This window comes from Endozoicomonas sp., assembly GCF_031844845.1.
Taxonomy (GTDB): domain Bacteria; phylum Pseudomonadota; class Gammaproteobacteria; order Pseudomonadales; family Endozoicomonadaceae; genus Endozoicomonas.
The window spans coordinates 1-4,112 of record NZ_JAVRMB020000216.1 but is presented as its reverse complement, the minus strand read 5'-3'; the positions used below and the strand labels follow the sequence as shown (position 1 = coordinate 4,112).

Below are 4,112 nucleotides of genomic sequence, written 5' to 3'. Positions count from 1 at the left end.
TAATGTCTACCTTAAGTATGAAGACTGATAATGAGTCTTTCTTTATTGTTAGGTATCATTTACTTCAAATGTCAGGAAGTGTTTTTTTTGTTTAAATTTAAACGACAGTAGATATGCATAATGAAAGACCTGACCCCGCGTGCCTGACCCCGCGTGTGACCCCGCGTGTGTTGCTTTGTAAGTGCTCAAAAACCACTGGTAAAAGCTCAAAGCAATAGTGCATCGTTCTTGCTATAACTGAGGTATAGCGACATTGCACTACAGTTTTCCAGTACTTTTTGAGCACTTGCAACCATTCTTTATATCATGATATGACATGACTAAGCATATAACTTAACTGGAGTTAACTAAAAAATGAATGGTTCGAATATTAACCTGAAGCCAGCATCAACACTGGTGACAAATACGGAGCAGGAGCCTGTCAGCGACAAACAAAATCATGAAAAAAAATTAGCGGTCAACAAGAGACCAAATACGATAGAAAGCCTGTTAACAATATCAAAAAAAGTGCATTCTATTTCAGAAAGTCAGACGCCACTCTACATGCCTGATCACACCCCACACGCGATGAGCTATGCTGCTATAGTCAAGCGGACGCTCAAGCCTGCCAAAGAGCGCGCAGGGATTCATATTCCATCAGCCAACCCTGAGCCACCGTTCAAACATCATTTGTCTAATACCACTAATAAAGAACCGAAAACTGAAATCATTAATGCTCATACTCCAAGACCAACTCGTTCAGTAGACCCCGGCCCCGGTTATACTTCCAGAGTGGACAAAACACTGGAAGAACTTTCAAAAACTGAATTAAAAGTCAGTAATAAACAAAAGCATGAAATAGAACAGAAAAAAGAAACCAGCTGGCAACAAGATAACAAATACACTGACAAGCCTGTCAAAAAAATTTTTAACCCAGTTCATTCTCTATTAGCAAACCCAACCCAACCATGCACGCCTGATAAAACGTCACAAGTGATGAAAACTGCTGCTACCGGGCATGCCGAAAATATTCAATCATCCAGCTCTAAGCCCCCACCATTCGAGCGTAATCTTCCCCATGCCATTCATAACAAAGGATCGAAAACTGAAATCATTAATGCTCATACTCCAAGACCAACTCGTTCAGTAGACCCCGGCCCCGGTTATACTTCCAGAGTTGTCAAAACACTGGAAGAACTTTCAAAAACCAAACCAGAAGCCAGTGATCCGTTACAATGGTGCATAACCGTTGCCAGAACATTAGACCTGCTCCGTAGCCGAAATCGGACAAATACCCAAGCCAACCATGAGTATTTTAAAAGTATGTCGATGCCATACTATCAGGAAGCCCTGCTCCCTGCTCTAACGTATTTAGAAAAAACAGCTAATGATAAGCATGGCAATCAACACGTTTATCTATTCAATAGCACCGTTTTAACACATGCCTATCTTCACCCAATGATGCTAAGAACAGGGTCACGAATAAACTTAAGAATGAAAAAAATATTATTAGACTTTATTTATTTAGAAGTTAATTATTTAAAAACCATTATTTCTTTTCCAGACAAACGTTGCGCAACTCAGGTAATGTCAAGACTAAATGGTCTTATTGCAGAAAAATCACCTTCCGTTTCATTTGGACTTATAACTAAAGAGACAGCTAAATCATATAAAAACAAAATAGCCATAATAAAAAATGACATGAGAAATGCTGAAACCACCCTTTCTTCAAAAGAACCAATAGAGCAAGCGTTCTGGGATAAAAACCACACTAAAGCAGAAGAGCTAATAATTCGCCATGGTACTTACAACCACTTCAGATATTTAGGTGACTTATTAAAATCTAACTTCGGCGATATTATGAACTTATCGCCTTTAGTCAGGAATCCCAACCACAATCTGTCTATTTTAAATACAATGCTTATTTTCAAAAAAGAATATGCAACAACCATCCAGGAATATCATCCACTGCGAACCTGTTTCTACACTATTTTGTCGTCTCTGCTTCCACGAATCATTCTTTATTTTCATCTCAATCCAGGCAAGCCGCTGTTTGAAAGTGAAGTTAATAACATCAATTCCATCATACGGGACAAATACCTTGACGGTTCCTGTTTTCCCCTGTGGCAACAGTATAGAAAACCGGAATCAGGAGTGCACAGATCCACAATAACTGATCTTGAAGTATTAGCTATTCTGGAAAAAGCTTATGCCGCCATAGATACCGAAAGTGAAGAGAACTTTGATCGGTCAGCAATGCTATTACGACCACTTTATGATAAAAGAAATGAAATTTCAAAGCTGCCGTCAATAGACAGGATTAAGAAATCTGTGTCAATCATCCGCCCTATTATTTGTCGAGCTTTTACGACACCTGTCAGCGAACATATGTTCAGCCTTCTCCGAAAAAAACCTTTTGTATATAATCATGTAATTGTGAAGATGGCACAATATAAAGAACGGTGCATTTTATTCGAAAAATATCGATTTTTATTCACGGAAACGGTAGATAATGGTTGGAAAAGGGTATTGTGGTATGTTTGGGGTGTATCAATACGATCTGTTATGACTAAAGAGCTGATCGAAAAAGAAGATCTTAAGGACTTGTTGAAGTTAAAGGAGCTATGTGCAACACCTTCCTGCCCAAACACTAGATATAATCTCAAAGCAGCTCTAATCAATATATTTGAACAGACAAACCACCGTCCAGATTTTTTTCTGAAATTTCAGGATCAGCTTGATGCTCTTGCCTTCTGGGCAATAGCTATCTGTGATGAAACCGAAGAAAGACTACTCTGGGAAAAAAGAAAAAGTAAAACTCTGTTGAAAATCACTAAACAGTGGCTGGGTTCCCATCCTCAAAAAACAGAACAACATGTACCAAGTGCCCTGGAACAAGATAAGGAGCCAGTATTAAACACGGAAGTTAGATTTAAAAAAACAAATGAAAAAAAAACAATATCAACCGATCAGCGCTCACAACCACATCCCGACAGTGATCCTGAAAGCTTTATCAACACGCTTGCCATCCAGGTACCACAAGCAACAAACCTGACCAGTCCGCCCTCTCAACAACACGTTGCCTCTGCGGCAACACACCATCAGGTTCTCGCACCTGAATTAACCTCAGACATCAGCAGCAGACCATTCCCAATACAAGCTCTTGGACTCCAGCCCAGCCAACCGCAACTATTCACCTTGTATTCAGTACCTCAGCCTATGGTACAAATGCCAGTCATTGCTTCTTTGCCAATGCCGAATTCGACGGCAATGGTAGAGCCCCTGATACAGGTTAATCTAATACCCATCACCATTACCATTGCATCACCACCACCAGTAGTCGCCAAACCAGCAGTACAGCCAGAACTACAATATCTTGATGCCCTACACTATCAGGCCTTATACAGTCAGGTGCTAAATAAACCATTTAACTCGGATGTTCAAAAAGGTATTAGCTGGATTGACCAGGTATTATCCAGGTTATTAACAAGTGCAGGAGGTGGCGATATACGATACCCACAGGTTCCCGATGCAGAAAAAAATGAGATAATATCAGCTACAAGCATGATCACTCCATGGCTTAAATACTTCTGCTCAAATGAAAACGAGTACCACTGTTTATGCTTGACACTCAATAGAATAACCGACTTTGAGGCGGCTAAAGACATTAATAGTTGGTATGAAACACTATTGAACACTCAAATTCGCCATGGCAATATTGTTGGAGCCACTGAATTGACCTGTGTGTTTGAAGGGTTGTTCCACGTCAGGCATATGCTTGGCCTGAGCAATCGTTAATTTGTTTGTAAAGCCAGATAGAAGTATGAACGAAGCGCAAACCGACAACGCAGTCATCCTGACGATGCACCGGATCAAGTTTTCACCCGTTCAGGGCGTTCCTTTTATCAGAACCGAAACCGGCGAAACCGGGGTCAAAAACCGAAAAACCGGGGTCAAAAACCGGGATCAAGTCTTTCATTGTGCATATCTACTGTCATTTAAATTAAAAAAAACACTTCCTAACATTAGAAGTAAATAATGCCTAACAATAATGAAAGACTCATTATCAGTCTTCATCACAAATCAATGAACAATATAAGTTATGCACAATGAAAGACTTGACCCCAGCTTTT

Annotated in this window: 1 protein-coding gene; it reads left to right on the top strand. The window is 40.0% G+C overall.

Translation table 11 applies throughout. The features are described from left to right. Positions 1–354: 354 nt before the first annotated feature. The gene (locus RM811_RS11120) at positions 355–3,777 is read left to right on the top strand and encodes a hypothetical protein (RefSeq protein WP_402524062.1); all 3,423 of its coding nucleotides are present in this window, start codon (positions 355–357) and stop codon (positions 3,775–3,777) included. Positions 3,778–4,112: the final 335 nt, after the last annotated feature.